Annotated in this window: 15 protein-coding genes; all 15 read left to right on the forward strand. The window is 71.9% G+C overall.

All coding sequences use genetic code 11. The features are described from left to right. The coding region (locus tag R3E98_10510) for an HDIG domain-containing protein (protein MEZ4423835.1) at window positions 1-1,794 on the forward strand (1,794 nt) is incomplete at its 5' end. Next, window positions 1,791-2,255: an rRNA maturation RNase YbeY gene (gene ybeY, locus R3E98_10515; protein MEZ4423836.1), complete on the forward strand. Its 465-nt coding sequence runs from the start codon at window positions 1,791-1,793 to the stop codon at window positions 2,253-2,255. The genes R3E98_10510 and ybeY, both read left to right, overlap by 4 nt. Beyond that, complete coding sequence (mgtE, locus tag R3E98_10520) at window positions 2,242-3,609, forward strand: magnesium transporter (protein MEZ4423837.1); 1,368 nt, start codon at window positions 2,242-2,244, stop codon at window positions 3,607-3,609. Before ybeY ends, mgtE begins: the two co-directional genes overlap by 14 nt. Further along, complete coding sequence (locus R3E98_10525) at window positions 3,606-5,264, forward strand: AarF/UbiB family protein (GenBank protein MEZ4423838.1); 1,659 nt, start codon at window positions 3,606-3,608, stop codon at window positions 5,262-5,264. Before mgtE ends, R3E98_10525 begins: the two co-directional genes overlap by 4 nt. Further along, window positions 5,261-6,328 carry a methylmalonyl Co-A mutase-associated GTPase MeaB gene (gene meaB, locus R3E98_10530; GenBank protein ID MEZ4423839.1) on the forward strand — a complete coding sequence of 356 codons (1,068 nt, stop codon included), beginning with the start codon at window positions 5,261-5,263 and terminating at the stop codon, window positions 6,326-6,328. The genes R3E98_10525 and meaB overlap by 4 nt, the downstream gene beginning before the upstream one ends. Window positions 6,329-6,421: 93 nt before the next feature. Further along, window positions 6,422-8,137 carry a methylmalonyl-CoA mutase family protein gene (locus R3E98_10535; GenBank protein MEZ4423840.1) on the forward strand — a complete coding sequence of 572 codons (1,716 nt, stop codon included), beginning with the start codon at window positions 6,422-6,424 and terminating at the stop codon, window positions 8,135-8,137. 13 nt (window positions 8,138-8,150) lie between these two features. Further along, window positions 8,151-8,570, forward strand: coding sequence for a cobalamin B12-binding domain-containing protein (locus R3E98_10540; GenBank protein MEZ4423841.1), 420 nt, complete (start codon window positions 8,151-8,153; stop codon window positions 8,568-8,570). Then, entirely contained in the window at window positions 8,567-10,213 is a 1,647-nt protein-coding gene (locus tag R3E98_10545; GenBank protein ID MEZ4423842.1) for a carboxyl transferase domain-containing protein, read from the forward strand. Before R3E98_10540 ends, R3E98_10545 begins: the two co-directional genes overlap by 4 nt. Then, window positions 10,210-11,589, forward strand: coding sequence for an acyclic terpene utilization AtuA family protein (locus R3E98_10550; protein MEZ4423843.1), 1,380 nt, complete (start codon window positions 10,210-10,212; stop codon window positions 11,587-11,589). Before R3E98_10545 ends, R3E98_10550 begins: the two co-directional genes overlap by 4 nt. After that, the gene (locus tag R3E98_10555; GenBank protein MEZ4423844.1) at window positions 11,589-11,963 is read left to right on the forward strand and encodes a hypothetical protein; all 375 of its coding nucleotides are present in this window, start codon (window positions 11,589-11,591) and stop codon (window positions 11,961-11,963) included. Before R3E98_10550 ends, R3E98_10555 begins: the two co-directional genes overlap by 1 nt. Before the next feature lie 40 nt (window positions 11,964-12,003). Further along, on the forward strand, window positions 12,004-12,771 hold the full coding sequence (locus R3E98_10560; GenBank protein ID MEZ4423845.1) for an enoyl-CoA hydratase/isomerase family protein: 768 nt from the start codon (window positions 12,004-12,006) through the stop codon (window positions 12,769-12,771). Window positions 12,772-12,773: 2 nt separating this feature from the next. Further along, window positions 12,774-13,025 carry a hypothetical protein gene (locus R3E98_10565; GenBank protein ID MEZ4423846.1) on the forward strand — a complete coding sequence of 84 codons (252 nt, stop codon included), beginning with the start codon at window positions 12,774-12,776 and terminating at the stop codon, window positions 13,023-13,025. Window positions 13,026-13,082: 57 nt separating this feature from the next. Then, entirely contained in the window at window positions 13,083-14,561 is a 1,479-nt protein-coding gene (locus tag R3E98_10570; protein ID MEZ4423847.1) for a RecQ family ATP-dependent DNA helicase, read from the forward strand. Window positions 14,562-14,641: 80 nt separating this feature from the next. Next, window positions 14,642-15,928 (forward strand): acyl-CoA dehydrogenase family protein, encoded by a 1,287-nt coding sequence (locus R3E98_10575; protein ID MEZ4423848.1) that lies wholly within the window; start codon window positions 14,642-14,644, stop codon window positions 15,926-15,928. A gap of 135 nt (window positions 15,929-16,063) precedes the next feature. Continuing rightward, a complete protein-coding gene (locus R3E98_10580) occupies window positions 16,064-17,773 on the forward strand; it encodes an Rne/Rng family ribonuclease (protein ID MEZ4423849.1) in 1,710 nt (569 codons plus the stop codon). Window positions 17,774-17,795 lie beyond the last annotated feature (22 nt).

Here is a 17,795-nt window from a genome sequence, read left to right on the forward strand (position 1 = left end):
GCCGTCCTGCTGGATCCGCAGGGCCGGCAGGCGCTGCGTACCACCGCCGTGCGCGCCGTGCAGGACCTGATCCAGAACGGCGTCCACGAACCGCTGGACCCGGAGCTGGCCGGCGCGGAGTTGCTCCGTCTGCGCGACCGCGACAGCGACCGCACCGTCGAGCGCAGCTCGGTCATGTCCGTCGGGGACTTCTTCGACGCGGCCGCCCGTCGTCTGCCGGTCGGGTGGGCTCATCCCGATGCGCAGGGCGCGCTCCGGCTCATCCTCATCCGGCACATGCGGCCGTCGCTGGTCTTCAACGCCATGCTCACCCGCGAGGAGCGCTCGCAGGCGCAGAGCGCGGTGCAGCTCGTGAAGTCCAACGTGCAGATGGGCGAGGCCATCGTGCGCGCCAACGAGCTGATCAGCCAGGACGAGATGGAGCGCCTGGACGCCTACGCGGAGGCGCAGCGCGCGCTGGGGGTGGGCGACGCGGCCGGCTGGCGCTGGAGCGGGCTGCTGGGCAGCGTGCTGTTCCACTCCTTGCTGCTGCTGGTCTTCGGCGGGCTGCTCTACTTCTTCCGCGACCAGGTCTACCGCAACTACCGCTGGCTGCTGGTGCTCACCGCGCTCACGGCCGCGTACTTCGGCACGGCCGCCGTGATCGGCTCGCGCGGACTGCCGCCCGAGCTGCTGCCGGTCCCGTTCGTGGCGCTCACCGTGGCCGTGCTCTGGGACGGCCGCATGGCCCTGATCTTCACCGTGGTGCTGGCCGTCATGACGGGCGCGCTCCGGCCCTTCGACGGTCTGATGCTCACGCCCACGCTGCTCGTGGCGGGCGCGGCGGGCGCGCTGTCCGTGCGCGTGGTGCGGCGCCGCTCGCAGTTCTGGGCCTTCATGCTGATCATCGCGGTGGCCCACTCGCTCAGCCTGCTCGCGGTATGGCTGATGGAAGGGGAGGGCTCGGCGCTCACCGCGCTGCCGTGGGCGGCGCTGGGCGCGGCTGGTAGCGCCATCCTGGCCATGGGCTTCCTGCCGGTGTTCGAGTGGTTCACGGGCATCACCACGCCGCAGACGCTGCTGGAGTGGGCGGACCCCACGCGGCCGCTGCTCGGGCGCCTGGCCCGCGAGGCGCCGGGCACGTACGCGCACACCATCTCGGTGGCCAACGTGGCGGAGGCCGCGGCCAACTCCATCGATGCGGACGGGCTGCTCTGCCGGGTGGGGGCGTTCTACCACGACGTGGGCAAGATGCTCAAGCCCCAGTACTTCATCGAGAACCAGCCGGGCACGCGCAATCCCCACGATCACCTGAAGCCCGAGACGTCCGCCGCGCTGGTGCGCGAGCACGTGACCGAGGGGCACCGCCTGGCGCGTGAAGCGCGCGTGCCGCCCGTGATCCTGGACTTCATCCTCGAGCACCACGGCACGCAGGAGATCGGCTTCTTCCGCAACAAGGCGCGGGAGGAGAACGGTCCGGACGCCGATCTCCCGGATGAGCTGTTCCGGTACCCGGGCCCCCGGCCCCAGACGCGCGAGACCGCCATCCTCATGCTGTCGGACTCCGTGGAGTCCGCCGCGCGCGCCCTGCAGGATCCCACCCGCGAGCGCATCCGCGACCTGGTGGTCACCATCTTCGACACCAAGATCCGCGACGGTCAGCTGGACGAGGCGCCGCTCACGCTGGGCGAGATCACCCGCGTACGCGAGGAGATCATCAAGGTGCTGGAGGGCATGTACCACCAGCGCATCGACTATCCCGCCACCAAGCACCTGACGGACGCGCCGGCCGAGGCGCGCCCGGTGGCGCGGTGAGCTCGGAGCCCGTGCTCCGGGTGCAGGTCAATCCGGAGGCGTTCGCCGTGGACGCGGACCGGTTGGAGCAGGCCGTGCGCCACGTGCTGGCCCGCGAAGGCGTGGACCAGGGCGAGGTCTCGCTCACCCTGCTCGCCGATCCCGCCATGCAGGACCTGAACCGCCGCTGGCTCGCGCACGACCGCACCACGGACGTGCTGTCGTTCGCGCTGCACGGGGACGGTGAGCCCCTGCTGGGGGACGTCTACGTCGGGTGGGAGCAGGCGGAGCGGCAGAGCGCGGAGCATGGCGTGCCGTTGGCCGAGGAGCTGGTGCGCCTGGCGGTGCACGGCACGCTCCACCTGCTGGGCCACGACCATCCGGACGCGGCGGACGAGCGGGCCGGCAGCCCGTTCTTCCAGCGGCAGGAAGCGCTCGTGGCGGAGTGCCTGGAGAGAGGGGTGGATCATGGCCGCGCCTGAGTGGCCGCGCGACGACGAGGGCCTGCTCGACGCGCTCGTGGCGCGCGCCGAGGCGGGGGACGAGCCCGGCATCCTGGAGCTGCTGGACGAGCTGCACCCGAGTGACATCGCCGACCTGCTGGAATCCGTCGAGCGCGAGGAGCTCAAGCTCACCATCGTGCGGGCCCTGCCGCTCGAGCTGGCCTCCGAGGCGCTGGCGGAGATGGAGGAGGGCGAGGACCGCGGCGAGCTGCTGGCCGCGCTCGCGCCCGCCACGCGGGCCGCGCTCCTGTCCGAGCTGGAGGTCGACGACGCGGCCGACCTGATCGCCGAGCTGGACCCGCCCGACCAGGCGCGCGTGCTGGCCGAGCTGCCGGCGGACGAGGCGGTCGAGCTGCGCGGCCTGCTGCGCTACGACGAGGAGACCGCCGGTGGTCTGATGACCACGGACTTCGTCTCGATCGTCTCCACGCTGCAGGCCGGCGAGGCGATCGCCGAGGTGCGCCGGCAGGGGCGCGAGATCGGCGACTTCTACGCCGTCTTCGTGGTGGACAAGGCGCGGCGCCTGCTGGGCACCGTGCCGCTGAACGACCTCATCCTGGCCGAGCCCGCCGAGGAGGTGGCCGAGCTGGTGGTGCCGGTGCCCGTCCAGGTGAGCGCCGACACCGACCAGGAGGAGGTGGGCCGCCTCATGGCCCGCTACAACCTCGTCAGCGTGCCCGTCGTGGACGAGCGTGGACACCTGCTGGGCCGCATCACGTTCGACGACGTCCTGGACGTGTTGGAAGCGGAGCAGACGGAAGACCTCCTGCGCCTGGCCGGCGTCGGCGACGAGGAGGAGATCCGCGGCGGCTGGGTGGACGCCGTGCGCTCGCGTCTGCCCTGGCTGGGCCTCAACCTGGTGACGGCCTCGCTCGCGGCGTCCGTCATCTGGTTGTTCGCCGACGTCATCGAAGGCGACGTGGCCCTGGTCTTCGTGATGCCCATCATCGCGGCGCTGGGCGGCAACGCCGGTGTGCAGTCCCTCGCGGTGACGCTGCGCCGCATCACGCTGGCCGAAGGCGACCTGGGCGAGCGACCCTGGAGCGCCGTGGGCAAGGAGGTGCTGGTGGGGCTGACCAACGGCGTGCTGATCGGCGGCCTGGCCGCCGCGGTGGGCGCGCTGTGGTTCGACCGGCCCAGCCTGGGGCTGGTGGTCCTGCTGGCCATGTGGGGCAACCTGGTCGTGGCCAGCTTCGCGGGCGCCTTCGTGCCCACGTTCCTGAGCCGGGTCGGGGTCGACCCCGCCGTCGCGTCGTCGGTGTTCGTGCAGACCTTCACCGACCTGTGCGGCTTCATGCTCCTGCTGGGTCTGGCCAGCGCCCTGCTGCTATGACGCGCTTCGGCCGCACGTTCGGGGTCGCGCGCCGACTGCTGCCCTTCGCCTTCGCGTTCCTGCGCGACCGGCGGCGCTGGTTCGTGGTGGGGCGGCCCGCACTCCGCACGGAGGAGCAGCACGCCCGGCGGGCCGATCGCCTGAGCGCCACGCTGGCCGACCTGGGACCCACCTTCATCAAGCTGGCGCAGCTCCTGAGCGCCCGCGCCGACATCCTGCCCGAGCCCTACCTGTCGGCCATCACGCGGCTGCAGGACCGGGTGCCGCCGTCGAAGTCGCAGGCCATCATCGGCGTCATCGAGGCCGAGCTGGAGCAGCCGGTCACGGAGCTGTTCCAGGACTTCCAGGCCGAGCCCGTGGCGGCCGCGTCCCTGGGGCAGGTGCACCGGGCCCGCGTGGAAGGGCGCGACGTGGTGGTGAAGGTGCTGCGCCCGGGCGTCGAGGAGCTGGTGGCCCTGGACCTGGACGTGTCCTTCCGGCTGCTCTACTGGCTCAACATCCTCTTCCCCAACCACCACGTGCGCGCGCTCACGGCCACGGTGCGCGAGTTCTCGGTGAAGGTGGGCGAGGAGATGGACTTCCGGAAGGAAGCGGAGAACATGGACCGCTTCCACCGCTTCTTCGACGCTGATCCACGTTTCCGCGCGCCGGCCGTGCTGCCGCGCTTCACGCGCCGACGTGTGCTGGTCATGGAGTACGCGCGCGGCACCAAGATCGACCGGCTCCAGGACCACTTCGACGATGGCCGTCTGGACTTCCAGCAGGTCATGGAGAACCTGACGGGTCTCTACCTGCGCATGATGATGGTGGACGGCTTCCTGCACGCCGATCCGCACCCGGGCAACCTGCTGGTCCAGGACGACGGCACCATCGTGGTGCTGGACTGGGGCATGGTGCTGGAGGTGCCGCGCTGGACGCGCGAGTCCATCCTGCACATCGCGCTCGCGGTCGAGCGCGAGGACCTGGACGCCATCATCAACGAGATGTACCAGCTCGGGATGATCAGCCCCGAGGTGTCGCGCGGCGAGGTGCGTGAGGCGGCCATGGAGATCTTGCGCATCGTGGAGCGGGCCCAGGGCTCGAACCGCGAGCGCATCGAGCACATCGTCACGCAGATCTACGACACGTTCTACACCTGGCCGCTGATGCTGCCGCAGGAGCTGGTCTACTTCTTCCGCGCCTCGGTGCTGCTGGAGGGGATCGGCATCCTGTACGACCGCGGCTTCGACGGCCTGGGGCTGGTGCGCCGCGTGGTCAAGGCGCTGCGCCGCCAGATCCTGGACACGACGCGCCGGGAGCCCGTCGCCATCGCCCGCGACGCCGTGGGCGAGGTGTCCCAGGTCATGCGGGCGGTGCGCCAGCTGCTGGAGCGCGCCGAGCGCGAGGAACTGCGCGTGCGGCTCCATCCGCGTGACGTGCAGGCCCAGGAGCGCTTCCTGCACCTGCAGGCGCGCCGGCTGCTCCTGTCCATCTTCGCGTCCGTCACCGCCATGATCTCGGCGGTGCTCTTCGTGGCCGTCCGCAACCTCTGGCTCCTGGCCGGGGGGCTCCTCGCGTCCCTCTTCCTGTTCCTGCTCGTGCTCTTCATCCCCACGCATCTGCTGGAGAACCCGTTGCGGCACGCCCGCGGCATCCGTCCCGGAGGCTCCCGTTGACCCCGCTCGAGGCGCTCACGCCCGCCCTGGAGGACGTGCTGGAACGTTTCCGCTCCGGCGCACGCCTGGGTCTGGCCCGTGCCATCAGCGCGGTCGAAGGCGAGCGACCCGGCTTCCAGGCGCTGCTGCACGCCGTGACCCGTGAAGGCCTCCAGGGCCGCCGCATCGGGGTGACCGGGCCGCCCGGGGCGGGGAAGTCCAGCCTGGTGGCGCAGATGGCCACGCACTTCCGCACGCGGGGAGAGACGGTGGGCATCGTGGCCGTGGACCCCACCTCGCCGTTCTCGGGTGGCGCGTTGCTCGGGGACCGCATCCGCATGAACGACCTGGCCACGGATCCCGGGATCTTCATCCGCTCCATGGCCACGCGCGGCTCGCTCGGCGGTCTGGCGATGGCCACCGAGGAGGTCATCGACCTCATGGACGGGTTCGGCTTCGACCGGGTGATCGTCGAGACGGTGGGGGTGGGTCAGACCGAGCTCGAGATCCAGTCGGCCGCCGACACCGTGCTCGTGGCGCTCGTCCCCGAGTCGGGGGACGGCATCCAGGCCATGAAGGCGGGCCTCATGGAGATCGCCGACATCTTCGTGGTCAACAAGGCGGACCGGCCCGGTGCCGACCGGTTGGCCAAGGAGCTGTCGTTCGCCATCCACCTGCGCGCCGGGGAAGCCCTCAAGGACGTGCCCGCCCATCACGGCGTGCAACTGGACGCGGTCCGGAAGGACAGGACCCGCGCCAAGGCCCCCGCCGAGCCGCAGGGCTGGCAGATCCCCGTGCTGAAGACGGTCGCGCAGACCGGCGAAGGGCTCCCGGAGCTGCTGGAGGCCATCGACCGGCACCGGGACCACCTGGAGGCCACGGGCGAGTTGCGCCGGCGCCGCCGGACCCGGGCGGAGGGCCGCGTGGTGGACGTGGTCGAGCGCCAGCTCGGGCGCCTGGCGTGGAGTCGGCCGGGAGCCCAGGACATCCTCCAGGACGGCCTCGACCGGATCGAATCGGGGGCCGCGACGCCGTATTCCGTGGCGGAGTCCGTGGTCCAGAACATGCTCGCCCCCAAGGGGTAAGCCGAGCCGTACCGGGCCCAGGAGGCGCGCGGGGGTCGCCGGAGCAGGGCGGCATCCGTGCGTGGGGCTCGCTGGCGTTTCAGGGAGGAACGGATGTCGATCGTGGAGAACGACGCGCTGGCGCGTCTGGAGTCGGAGCTCGCCGAGCACGAGGCCGAGGTACGGCGCCTGCGCAGCGAGCTGGCCACCTGGTACGACCGGTACGAGGCGGCCCCCAAGCGGGACATCCCGTTCACCACGGTCTCCGGCCGCGAGGTCGCCCCGCTCTACACGCCGCTGGATGGGGGCGGCGACCCCTACGCGGACCAGCTCGGCCTGCCGGGCGAGTACCCGTTCACGCGCGGTCCGTACTCCACCATGTACCGGACCCGGCTGTGGACCATGCGGCAGTTCGCGGGCTTCGCCACCGCCGAGGAGACCAACGCGCGCTACAAGTACCTGCTGGCCCACGGCCAGACGGGGCTGTCCGTCGCGTTCGACTTCCCCACGCTCATGGGCTACGACTCCGACCACCCCCGCTCGCTCGGCGAGGTGGGCGTGTGCGGTGTGGCCATCAGCTCGCTCGCCGACATGGAGCGGCTGTTCGAAGGCATCCCGCTGGACCAGGTGTCGGTCTCCATGACCATCAACGGTCCGGCCGTCATCCTGTTCTGCTTCTACGTGGCCGCCGCCGAGCGTCAGGGCATCGACCCGTCCGTGCTGCGCGGCACCGTGCAGAACGACATCCTCAAGGAGTACCAGGCGCAGCACGCCTGGGTGTATCCGCCGGAGCCGGCGCTGCGCCTGATCGTCGACATGTTCGAGTGGTGCTCCACGAACGCGCCCAAGTACAACCCGGTCTCGATCTCCGGCTACCACATCCGCGAGGCGGGTGCCACGGCGGCGCAGGAGCTGGCCTTCACGCTGCGCAACGGGTTCGAGTACGTCGAGCGCGGCATCGCGCGTGGCCTGGACGTGGACGACTTCGCGCCGCGCCTGTCGTTCTTCTTCGACGTGCACAACGACTTCTTCGAGGAGATCGCCAAGTTCCGCGCCGCCCGCCGCATCTGGGCCCGCACGCTGCGCGAGAAGTACGGCTCCACCAATCCGGAGTCGTGGCGCCTGCGCACGCACGCCCAGACCGCCGGAGTGACGCTCACGGCGCAGCAGCCGGAGAACAACATCGTGCGCGTGGCCTACCAGGCCCTGGCGGCCGTGCTGGGCGGCACGCAGTCGCTGCACACGAACTCCATGGACGAGACGCTCGCGCTGCCCACCGAGAAGGCCGTGCGCATCGCGTTGCGTACCCAGCAGGTGCTGGCCTACGAGACCGGCGTGCCCAACACCATCGACCCCCTGGCGGGCTCGTACTACGTGGAGGCGCTCACCGACGAGCTCGAGGCGGACGCCGAGGCCATGTTCGACCGCATCGACGAGCTGGGCGGCGTGGTGCCGGGGATCCACCAGGGGTGGTTCCAGGCCGAGATCGCCCGCTCGGCGCTGCAGCAGCAGCAGGAGATCGAGGCCGCCGCGCGGGTCATCGTCGGCGTCAACGAGTTCGAGGAAGGCAACGAGGACGTGTCCATCGACACGCTCAAGATCGACCCCGACGTGGAGGAGCGGCAGCGCGCGCGCATGGCCGACCTGCGCGCCCGTCGGGACGGCGACCGGGTGGAGCGCGCGCTGGCCGCGCTGGAGCAGGCCGCACGCGGGGACGACAACCTCGTCCCCTACATCCTGGAGTGCGCGCGCTCGGAAGCCACGCTGTACGAGATCCGCCACGCCATGGAGCGTGTGTTCGGCAGCTACAAGGAACCGGTGTTCTTCTAGCGAAAGCAGGGTTATGGACCGGAAGATTCGTGTGCTCGTCGCCAAGCCCGGCCTGGACGGGCACGATCGGGGAGCCAAGGTCATCGCCAGCGCGTTCCGCGACGCGGGCTTCGAGGTCATCTACACGGGGCTGCACCAGACGCCCGAGATGGTCGTCGCGGCCGCCGTCCAGGAGGACGTGGACGTGGTGGCCATGTCCATCCTCTCCGGCGCGCACATGACGCTGTTCCCGCGGGTGCAGGAGCTGCTGAAGGCGGAAGGCGCCGACCACATCCTGCTCACGGGCGGCGGCATCATCCCCGAGGAGGACCGCGACGCGCTCGAGGCGCGGGGCATCGGTAGGCTCTTCGGCCCCGGCTCTCCCACCAGCGAAGCCGTGCAGTACATCCGCGACTGGGCGGCGTCGCGGAGCGAGGACGCGCTCTCCACGTGAGCGCGCCCGCCGCGCCCACCGGGAAGGAGACCCGGCTCCGCGCGCTCGCGGCGGAGCTCCAGGAGCTGCGCGGCACGCTGGAGGAAGGGGGCGGCGTCGAACGCCGCGCCCGCCAGCACGCCCAGGGCAAGCTCACCGCGCGCGAGCGCATCACCCGCCTGCTGGACGAAGGCGAGCCCGTCGTGGAGATCGGGCTGATGGTGGCCCACGACCTCTACGACGGCCAGGCGCCTGCGGCCGGCGTGGTGACCGTGGTGGGACGCGCCCGCGGCCGCGAGGTGGTCGTGGTCGCCAACGACGCCACCGTGAAGGCGGGCTCCTGGTGGCCGGAGACCATCACCAAGATCCTGCGCGCGCAGGAGATCGCGATGCGCTGCCGCATCCCGATCGTCTACCTGGTGGATTCCGCCGGCGTGAACCTGCCGTATCAAGGCGGCGTGTTCCCGGGACAGTACGGCGCGGCGCGCATCTTCTACTACAACTCGATCATGCGGCGCTACCTGGGTGTGCCCCAGCTCGCCGCCGTGATGGGACCGTGCATCGCGGGCGGTGCGTACCTGCCCGCGCTGTCGGACGTCATCGTGATGATCGAGGGCACGAGCTTCATGGGGCTCGGCGGACCCAACCTCGTGAAAGGCGCCACCGGACAGGTCGTGGAGTCCGAGGAGCTGGGCGGCGCGCGCGTGCACACCGCCGTGAGCGGGGTGGCGCATTACCGCGCCCAGGACGACGACGCCGGTCTGGACCTGCTGCGCCGTCTGATCGGCGAGCTGCCCCCGCCGCCGGGCGCGTTGCCGGCCCGCCCGGTGTCGGGTCCCGACGGACGCGCGGAGCGGCTCTACGATCTGCTGCCCGACGACCACCGCGCGCCCTATGACGCGCACGCCGTGCTGGACGTCCTGCTGGACGCCGACACCTGGCTGGAGTTCCAGCCCGACTACGCGGCCGAGATGGTCTGTGGCACCGGCCGCATCCGCGGCCTCCCGGTGGGCGTGATCGCCAACGCGCGCGGGATGGTCAAGGACGCGCGCTCCGGGCCGCCCCGCTTCGGGGGGATCGTCTATACCGAGAGCGCGGAGAAGGTCGCGTACTTCATCGAGACCATGAACCGGCACCGCACACCGATCCTGTTCGTGCAGGACGTCTCCGGGTTCATGGTGGGCCCCGCGGCGGAGCACTCCGGGATCATCCGTGCGGGCGCGCAGTTCGTGGAGGCCATGGCCACCGCCACCGTGCCCAAGCTGGTGCTCACGCTCAACCACGCGTCGGGCGCGGGCTACTACGCCATGGCGGGGCAGGGCTTCGATCCCGACTTCATCCTCTCGCTCCCCAGCGGCCGCATGGGCGTGATGGAAGGGGAGAGCGCGGTCATGGCGCTCTTCAGCGCGCAGCTCGAGAAGCTCAAGGAGGCCGGGCAGGTGCCGGACGAGGATCTGACCACGCGCATGGACGCCGTGCGCGCCGAGTACGACCGCCAGCTCGATGCGCGCTTCGCCGCCGCCCGTGGCTTCGTGGACGCGATCGTCCTGCCGGAGGAGCTGCACGACGCGCTGGAGCTCCTGCTGCGCTCCGGACTCTCCAACCCCGGTCCCCACCTGGGACCGTTCACGCTGCCCCACGGCCAGGCGGGAGGTGTCGCGTGAGCGCGCCGGAGCGGATCCGCATCGCGAGTGGACAGGGCTTCTGGGGAGACGACCTGGAGGCGCCCGTCCGGCAGGTGGAAGGCGGCCCCATCGACTATCTGATGCTCGACTATCTGGCCGAGGTCACGATGTCGATCATGCAGAAGCAGCGCAGCCGGAACCCGGACGCCGGGTACGCGCGCGACTTCATCCCGCTCATGCAGCGGATCTTCCCCGCCTGTGTGGAGCGCAACGTGCGCGTGGTCACCAACGCCGGCGGCGTGAACCCGGACGGGTGCGCCGAGGCCCTGGTGGCCGCCGGGCGCGAGGCCGGGGTGGCCGGTCGGGCCCGGGTGGGGAAGGTGACCGGCGACGACCTGATGGAGCGCCTCGATGCGCTCCTGGCCGAAGGCCATGCGCTGGCCAACATGGAGAGCGGCGCCCCGCTCGAGAGCATCCGCGACCGGGTGCAGAGCGCCAACGTCTACATCGGAGCCCGCCCCATCGTCGAGGCCCTGGGCAAGGGCGCCCACGTGGTCGTCACCGGGCGCTCCACCGACACGGCGCTCACGTACGCGCCCATGATCCACGCCTTCGGGTGGGACTGGGCGGACTACGATCGCATTGCGGCCGGCGTGGTCGCCGGCCACATCAACGAGTGCGGGGCCCAGTGCTCGGGCGGCAACTGCCTGATCGACTGGTGGACCGTCCCCGACCTGGAGAACGTGGGCTTCCCCATCGTGGAGGCCAGCCCGGACGGGACGTTCGTGGTGACCAAGCACGGCGGGACCGGCGGCCGCATCAGCCGCGCCACCGTGACCGAGCAGATCGTCTACGAGATGGGCGACCCCCGCACGTACATCACGCCGGACGTGGTGGCGGACTTCACCACCATCCACCTGGATGACCAGGGCGGCGATCGTGTTGCCGTACATGGAGTAAAGGGCTCCCACCCCACCGAGTTTCTCAAGGTCTCGATCGCCTATGCGGACGGCTGGAAGGCGGTGGGGACGCTGGTCTACGCCTGGCCGGACGCGGTGGCCAAGGCCCGAGAGGCGGACCGGGTGCTCCGCGCCCGATTGGACCGCCTGGGCCTCCGCTTCGACGAGATCCGCACGGAGCTGGTCGGCTGGGACGCCACCCACGGGCACCTGGCGGGCGATCCCCCGGCGGACCTGCCCGAGGTGCAGCTCCGCATCGGCGTCCGGGGTCAGGACCGGGCGGCGGTCGAGCGCTTCACGCGCGAGATCGCTCCGCTGGTGCTCACCGGTCCGCCGTCCGTGACCGGCTTCGCGGGCGGGCGTCCCGCCGTGCAGGAGATCGTGGCCTACTGGCCGGCGCTCATCCGCCGCGAGGCGGTCGAGCCGCATCTCGCCGTCGACGTGCTGGAGGTCTGATGGTCCGCGTCCCGCTGGTCCAGCTCGCGCATGCCCGCTCGGGCGACAAGGGCGACACCGCCAACGTGGGGGTGATCGCCTACCGCCCCGAGGACTACCCGGTGCTGGTGGAGCAGCTCACCCCGGAGCGGGTGAAGGCGTTCTTCGGCGAGCGCGTCCAGGGCAAGGTCGAGCGGTACGAGCTGCCCAACCTGCACGCGCTGAATTTCCTGCTGCACGGGGCGCTGGGCGGGGGCGGCACGGTCTCGCTCCTGACGGACGCTCAGGGCAAGGTCTTCTCCACCGCGCTGCTGCGCATGGAGGTCGAAGTGCCCGAGGCGGTGGCCGAAGCCACCCGTGGTCGCGGGCGGCTGCCGTCCGGGACCGGGGCGTGAGTCCGGTGCGCCGGCCCGGGCTCCGCGAGGGGACGGGCGCATGAGCGAGGTCCTGCTCCAGTCGCTCGAGGCCGGCGTCCTCACGCTGACGCTGAACCGGCCCGACAAGCGCAACGCGCTCGACTCGACCCTCGTCGCGGCGCTCTCCGAAGCCCTGCACCGGGCCACCTCCGGTCCGGACGTGCGGGTCGTGCTGCTCCGGGGGGCGGGCAAGGACTTCTCGGCCGGGGCGGACCTGGCCGAGCTCGAGCGCACCCTGGACGACGGCCCCGACGCCCACCTGGAGAACGCCAACCGCCTGGGCGGGCTGTTCCTGGCGCTCAGGGCGCACCCGGTCCCCGTCATCGCGGCGGTGCAGGGGCGGGCGCTCGCCGGGGGCTGCGGGCTGGCCACGGCCTGCGATCTGGTCGTGGCCAGCGCGGGCGCGCAGTTCGGATACCCCGAGGTCAACCTGGGCTTCGTGCCGGCCATGGTCATGGCCATCCTGCGCCGGAAGGTGGGCGAGGCGGCCGCGTTCGACCTGGCGGTCCTCGGCGAGCGGATCGGCGCCGAGCGCGCCCACGCGCTCGGCCTGGTCTCCAGGGTCTTCCCGGACGAGGCGTTCGACGACGCCGTGGTGGAGCTGGCCCGGGGGCTGGCTGCCAAACCGACCGACGCCGTGCGGACCACCAAAGCGCTCCTGTACGACCAGGACGGGCGGTCGTTCGCGGAGGGCATCGCCCTGGGCGCCCAGGTCAACGCCCGCGCCCGCTCCACCGACAGCTTCAAGGCCGGCGTGCGCGCCTTCCTGGCCGGCCAGCGCCGGTAGCGATGGCGTTTCGCCCCTCACGCTCGGCCGGCCCCGGCCGTTTCCTGGTGGCGCGCGGGGCGCTGTTCGTGCTGGGCGGGGGGTGCGCGGTCGTGGGGATGGTGCTGCCCTCCCGGATCCTGGTCTGGGTCGCGATCGCCATCTTGTTGGTGGCCTTCCTGTTGCGCTTCACCGCCGGAAGCGTCACCTCAGGTCCCGAAGGCGCCCCCGGCGATGCCGGCGAGGACGAGGAGACGGCGCCTCCGGCCGGCTGAGCCCGACCGGGCCCAACCCACCCTCCACCCGCCCCGGGCGTCGCGCGATCGTGCCTCATGCACGCGCCGCCCGACCTCGACCGCCTCCTGCGCGACCGTTTCCGCCTGCCCGCCTTCCGGCCCGGTCAGCGCCCGCTCATCGAAGCGGTCCTGGCGGGCCGTGACGCCTTGGGCGTACTGCCCACCGGGGGCGGGAAGTCCCTGTGCTACCAGGTCCCGGCCGCCGCGCGCGGTGGGCTGTCCGTGGTGGTCACCCCGCTGCTGTCCCTCATCGACGACCAGGTGGGGCGCGCCCGCGCCCTGGGCTTCCGGGCCGAAGGCCTCGGGTCCACCCGGGCTCCGGGGCGCAACCGGGCCGCGCTGGAGGCGGCCGCCCGCGGGGAGCTGGACCTCGTGTTCCTGGCCCCGGAACGGCTGGAGCAGGAGCCCGTCCGGCGCCTCCTCAGGGCCGGGACGGTGTCTCTCGTGGTGGTGGATGAAGCGCACTGCATCTCCCTGTGGGGGAACGATTTCAGGCCGTCGTACCGGCGCCTGGGCGAGGCGCTGGCCCGGCCCCGCACCTTCCCCGTGCTGGCCCTGACGGCCACGGCCACCCCGGCGGTCCGGCTGGACGTGGCCCGCGTGCTCGACCTGCGCACCCCGGAGCAGGTGGTGCTGTCGTTCGACCGCCCCAACCTGTCCTGGACCGTGGTCCGCTGCGCGGGACCGGGCGCCAAGCGGGACGTGCTGCTCCCGGCGCTCCGGCGGGCGCTGGCCGAGGCGCCCTGGAGCTCGGCCATCGTCTACGCGGGGACCCGGCGCGCCGTCCGGGCCGTCCACGCCGAGCTGGCCCGGGCGGGCCTGGAGGCGCGCCCCTACCACGCCGGGCTGGACGCCCCCCTCCGGCTGGAGGCCCAGCGCTGGTTCCTGGAGGCCCGCCACCCCGTGCTCGTGGCCACCAACGCGTTCGGGATGGGGATCGACCGGCCGGACGTACGCCTCGTGGCCCACCACAGCGTCCCCGCCTCCCTGGAGGCCTACTACCAGGAAGCCGGACGCGCGGGCCGCGACGGCCGCCCGGCCCGGGTGCTGGCCCTGGACGCCCCCGCCGACCGGGACCTGCGGCGCGGGCTGCTGGACAGCTCCCGCCCGCCACCCGACCGCCTGGCCGAGCTCCACGCGGTGCTCCTCCGGGTCTTCGGGCCGGGGCGCCCCGTCCGGCCGGACCGCCTCCGCACCGGGTTGGCCCCGGCCTGGGCGGGGCAGGCCGGCCCCGCGGCCCTGCGGGGGCTCGAGGCCGCGGGCGGTCTGAGCGTCCGGGAGGACGGCCTCCTGCACATCCACGAGGGCCCGCTGGACCTCGGGCCCGTCCGGGCGCTCCGGCGCCAGGGGGTGGATGGGCTGGCGGCCGCGGAGCGGTTCCTGCGGACCCGGGGCTGCCGGCGACGGGTCCTCCTGGGCTGGTTCGGGGAGTCCGCACCCAGCGAATGCGAGGCCTGCGACCGCTGCGCGCGCACGGCGGTGTGGCGCCGGACCCTCGGCCGCACAGGCGGGTAACCGTGCCTCGACCTGGGGACGCGGGGCCGTACTCGGCGGGCCACCGGCCGCCTGCGGCCCCGTGCGTACATCCGGAGCCCATGCAACCGTACCTGACCGACGAGCACCGCGCGCTACAGCGCGCCGTCCGAGACTTCGCCCTGGAAGCCATCGTCCCCGTGGCCCGGGACCTGGACGAGCGCTGCGAGTTCCCCTGGGAGAACGTGCGCGCGATGGCGGAGCGGGGATGGCTCGGGGTGCCGGTGCCGCGCGAGCTCGGCGGCATGGGCCTGGACTACCGGAGCTACATCCTGGTGGTGGAGGAGCTGGCCAAGTTCTGCGCCAGCCACGCCATCACCATCTCGGCCCACACCACGCTGGGCACCTCCCCCATCCTCACCTTCGGCACCGAGGACCAGAAGGAGCGCTTCGTGCCGCTCCTGGCCTCCGGCCGTGTCCTGGGTGGGTTCGGCCTGACCGAGCCGGGCGCGGGCTCCGACGCCGGCGGCACCCGGACCCGGGCCGTGCGGGAAGGGGACGGCTATCGCCTGAACGGCGCCAAGATCTTCATCACCCACGCCGGCGTGGGCGAGATCTTCACCGTGACCGCCGTGACCGACCCCGAGGCCGGCGCGCGCGGGATCACCAGCTTCGTGGTCACCAAGCCCACCGTGGACGTGGAGCGCGCGCGTCGGGTCGGCATGGGACACGTGGAGGACCTTCCCTTCCTGGACGGCGTGAAGGCCGGGAAGAAGGAGGACAAGATGGGATGGCGGGCCTCGGACACGCGCGAGCTGCTGCTCGAGGACGTGTTCGTGCCGGAGGCCAATCGTCTCGGCGAGGAAGGGCAGGGCTTCATCAACTTCATGAAGACCCTGGACGCGGGTCGGATCGGCATCGCGGGGCTGTCGCTGGGCCTCGCGCAGGGCGCCTTCGACGTGGCCCTGGCCTACGCCCGCGAGCGGGAGCAATTCGGCAAGAAGATCTTCGACCTGCAGGCGGTGCAGTTCCGTCTGTCGGAGCTCGCCACCGAGCTCCAGGCCGCGCGCCACCTCACGTATCACGCCGCCTGGCTCAAGGACCAGGGGCAGCCGTTCACGAAGGAAGCCGCGATGGCCAAGCTGTACGCGTCCGAGCTCTGCATGAAGGCCACGATCCAGGCCGTGCAGATCCTGGGAGGCGCGGGGTATTCGAGCGACCACCCCGTCGAGCGCATGCTGCGCGACGCGAAGGTCTGCGAGATCGGGGAAGGGACCAGCGAGGTGCAGAAGCTCGTGATCGGTCGCTTCCTCCAGAAGCAAGTGCTGGAAGACCTGCTGGCGGAGCCCTGGGACGCCGTCTCCGAGCCGGAGACCGCGGAGGCCCGTGTGGGCGCGCTGGCCCGTTAGACCCGTTCGGAGGAGGCCCGAGCGCGCGACGCGCGACGGCCGGTGCTCGTCCCGCAGGCGGCCACGCCCGGACGAGCCCGGGGTCGCAGAACGAGCGCGGCGACGGCGGTCCTCCGGGAGACACCGGAACCAGGAGTGCGTAGAGAGATCCTGATCAGCGCGTCCTCGCACGAGTCGAGGGTGGCGCTGCTCGAGAACGGAAAGCTCGTGGAGTTCATGTTCGACCGGCCCGACCAGGGCCGCATGGTCGGCGACATCTTCCTCGGGCGGGTCGAAGCCGTGCTGCCGGGCATCCAGGCGGCCTTCGTGGACATCGGGACCGACAAGGCCGGGTTCCTCCACGTCTCGGACATCGCGCCCGAGGAGGAGGAGGACGACGAGCCGGAGCCCCAGCCGCGTGCCAAGGGCGGCCGGCGCGGACGCCGAGGCCGCAAGGGCGGGGGAGGCGGCGGAGGGGAGGACGCCTCCGACGGCGAGGAGACCCCCTCCGGGGACGACAGCGGGAACGGGAACGGCGGCGGCAACGGCCGCAGCGGCCGCTCCAACGGCCGCCCGCCCCGACGGGCCCGCAAGTTCCCGCCCATCCAGGAATACATCTCCAAGGGCCAGACGGTCATCGTCCAGGTGACCAAGGAGCCCATCAGCACCAAGGGCCCCCGCCTCACCACGCACATCTCGCTGCCCGGCCGCTTCCTGGTCTACATGCCGGGTTCGTCGCGGGTGGGCGTGAGCCGCAAGATCGGCGACCGCGCGGAGCGGAGCCGCCTGCGCTCGCTCGCCAAGGAGATCCTGCCCAAGGACCAGGGCGGGATCATCGTCCGCACGGTGGGCGAGGACTTCAACCGCGACACGTTCCAGGCGGAGTTCAACGAGCTGCGCGGCACGTGGCTCCAGATCGAGGCGGCGGCCAAGGAGGCGGAGGCGCCCGCGCGCGTGCACCGGGGTGCGCACCTCGTGAGCGGCATCATCCGCGACCTCTTCAGCGACCGCTTCGAGCGGCTGACCGTGGATGCGAAGCAGGTCTACGACGAGATCCGCTCGTACGTGAGCAGCGTCGATCCCGACCTCGTGGGCCGCGTGAAGCTCTACCAGGGCGAGGAATCGCTCTTCGACAAGGAAGGCATCGAGGAGGAGATCCAGGGCGCCTTCCAGCGCCGGGTGGATCTCCCGTCGGGGGGCTACATCGTCATCGAGCCCACGGAGGCGCTGGTCTCGATCGACGTCAACACCGGTCGCTTCACGGGGAAGGGCAAGAAGGACCCCGAGGAGACCATCCTCAAGACCAACCTGGACGCCGCGCGCGAGATCGCGCGTCAGCTGCGCCTCCGGGATGTGGGCGGCATCATCGTCTGCGACTTCATCGACATGGAGCAGCAGAAGCACCGCGACAAGGTGCTGCACGAGCTGCGCTCCCACCTGGGGCGCGACCGCGCCCGTACCAAGACGTTCGAGCTGTCCGCGCTCGGTCTGATCGAGATGACCCGCCAGCGCGTGCGGCCGCCGCTCTTCACGGCGCTCACCGAGATGTGCTCCCAGTGCGGGGGCAAGGGACGGGTGTACACGCCCAGCTCCGTGCTACGGGCCACCGAGCGCGCGCTCGGCCGCATCCACGCAGAGGGGAAGGAACGCACGGTGGTCGTGCGCACCCACCCCGAGGTGGTGCTGCACATGATGGAGTCCGAGCCCGACTTCGTGGAGCGGATCCAGCGGCGCACCCGGCTGAAGGTGGACGTGCGGGACGATCCGCTCCTCAACCAGGACGAATTCCGCCTCCTGGTGGGCCCGGCCGAGACCGACGTCACGCAGAAGTACGTGATGGACGGCGACCCGGGGAACGGGAACTAGGCGTCCCGTCCCTCGTCCCGTC

The organism is Gemmatimonadota bacterium (genome assembly GCA_041390125.1).
Classification (GTDB): domain Bacteria; phylum Gemmatimonadota; class Gemmatimonadetes; order Longimicrobiales; family Gaopeijiaceae; genus JAGQIF01.